The sequence below is a fragment of the Pasteurella oralis genome (assembly GCF_002850605.1).
GTDB classification, from domain to species: domain Bacteria; phylum Pseudomonadota; class Gammaproteobacteria; order Enterobacterales; family Pasteurellaceae; genus Pasteurella; species Pasteurella oralis.
Genome location: NZ_NXGB01000017.1, coordinates 1 through 2,500, shown reverse-complemented (window position 1 = coordinate 2,500; position 2,500 = coordinate 1). Strand labels below are relative to the sequence as shown.

The following is a 2,500-nucleotide window of genomic DNA, read 5'->3' as shown; positions in this document are numbered from 1 at the left end:
ATCTATTTAGGTAGAGCCTTGAGCGGACACCTTCGGGGGTAGAGCACTGTTTCGGCTAGGGGTCCATCCCGGATTACCAACCCGATGCAAACTGCGAATACCGAAGAGTGATACTCAGGAGACACACGGCGGGTGCTAACGTTCGTCGTGGAGAGGGAAACAACCCAGACCGCCAGCTAAGGTCCCCAAGTCTATATTAAGTGGGAAACGAAGTGGGAAGGCTTAGACAGCTAGGATGTTGGCTTAGAAGCAGCCATCATTTAAAGAAAGCGTAATAGCTCACTAGTCGAGTCGGCCTGCGCGGAAGATGTAACGGGGCTAAATATAGCACCGAAGCTGCGGCATCAGGCGTATCACTAATACGCCTTAGGATTAACGATATTGCATGAAACGAAGTGGAATGGGATGTTGGTTAAGCGTTCCAAACGTTGAGGCGGTTGGAGGGTAATCGAAGAGAGGAAGATTAGTGATACGCCTGTTGGGTAGGGGAGCGTTGTGTAAGCTGATGAAGGTGGATTGAGAAGTCTGCTGGAGGTATCACAAGTGCGAATGCTGACATAAGTAACGATAAAACGAGTGAAAAACTCGTTCGCCGGAAGACCAAGGGTTCCTGTCCAACGTTAATCGGGGCAGGGTGAGTCGGCCCCTAAGGCGAGGCTGAAAAGCGTAGTCGATGGGAAACGGGTTAATATTCCCGTACTTGGTAAAGCTGCGATGTGGGGACGGAGAAGGTTAGGTAAGCAATCTGTTGGATATGATTGTTTAAGCCGGTAGGTGGAGAGACTAGGCAAATCCGGTTTCTTATTAAACACCGAGAAGTGATGACGAGTTCCTAAGGGAATGAAGTTACCGATACCACGCTTCCAGGAAAAGCCACTAAGCGAAAGGCTTTACTAAACCGTACTGAAAACCGACACAGGTGGTCAGGTAGAGAATACTCAGGCGCTTGAGAGAACTCGGGTGAAGGAACTAGGCAAAATAGCACCGTAACTTCGGGAGAAGGTGCGCTGGAGTAGGTTGTAGAGATAGACTCTCGAAGGCTGAACCAGTCGAAGATACCAGCTGGCTGCAACTGTTTATTAAAAACACAGCACTCTGCAAACACGAAAGTGGACGTATAGGGTGTGATGCCTGCCCGGTGCTGGAAGGTTAATTGATGGTGTAATCGAAAGAGAAGCTCCTGATCGAAGCCCCAGTAAACGGCGGCCGTAACTATAACGGTCCTAAGGTAGCGAAATTCCTTGTCGGGTAAGTTCCGACCTGCACGAATGGCATAATGATGGCCAGGCTGTCTCCACCCGAGACTCAGTGAAATTGAAATCGCCGTGAAGATGCGGTGTACCCGCGGCTAGACGGAAAGACCCCGTGAACCTTTACTATAGCTTGACACTGAACATTGAATTTTGATGTGTAGGATAGGTGGGAGGCTTTGAAGCAGGCACGCCAGTGCTTGTGGAGCCATCCTTGAAATACCACCCTTTAACGTTTGATGTTCTAACGAAGTACCTGGTACAGGTACTCGGACAGTGTCTGGTGGGTAGTTTGACTGGGGCGGTCTCCTCCCAAAGCGTAACGGAGGAGCACGAAGGTTTGCTAATGACGGTCGGACATCGTCAGGTTAGTGCAATGGTATAAGCAAGCTTAACTGCGAGACAGACAAGTCGAGCAGGTGCGAAAGCAGGTCATAGTGATCCGGTGGTTCTGAATGGAAGGGCCATCGCTCAACGGATAAAAGGTACTCCGGGGATAACAGGCTGATACCGCCCAAGAGTTCATATCGACGGCGGTGTTTGGCACCTCGATGTCGGCTCATCACATCCTGGGGCTGAAGTAGGTCCCAAGGGTATGGCTGTTCGCCATTTAAAGTGGTACGCGAGCTGGGTTTAGAACGTCGTGAGACAGTTCGGTCCCTATCTGCCGTGGGCGTTGGATGATTGAAAGGGGCTGCTCCTAGTACGAGAGGACCGGAGTGGACGCATCACTGGTGTGCCAGTTGTCTCGCCAGAGGCACTGCTGGGTAGCTAAATGCGGAAGAGATAAGTGCTGAAAGCATCTAAGCACGAAACTTGCCTTGAGATGAGTCATCCCAGTCTATAAGACTGTAAGGGTTGTTGGAGACTACGACGTAGATAGGTGGGGTGTGTAAGCATAGTGATATGTTGAGCTAACCCATACTAATTGCCCGAGAGGCTTAACTATACAACGCTGAAGTGTTTTTGTCGAGTAAGGCGTTGGGATTATTGACGAAAAGAGATGAAAAGCGAAGTGGACGGAGTTGAAGAGGGTTAATTTAGTGAGCTTGTTGATGATTGGTAGAGATTAAGAGCATAAAGAGAATAAGAGACGGATAATAGAGTAGAGACGTCATCATATAGGATTATCTTGGCGGCGATAGTGCAGTGGACCCACCTAATTCCATGCCGAACTTAGAAGTGAAACGCTGTAACGCCGATGGTAGTGTGGGGTATCCCCATGTGAGAGTAGGACACCGCCAGGTATT

General features: G+C 49.6%; 2 rRNA genes (1 of these 2 cut by a window edge). Both read left to right on the top strand.

The annotated features are described in order from the left end of the window. A 23S ribosomal RNA gene (locus C0975_RS11165) occupies positions 1–2,199 on the top strand; it begins 819 nt to the left of the window's first position. A 182-nt stretch (positions 2,200–2,381) separates the two neighbouring features. After that, positions 2,382–2,497 (top strand): 5S ribosomal RNA (rrf, locus tag C0975_RS11160). Positions 2,498–2,500: the final 3 nt, after the last annotated feature.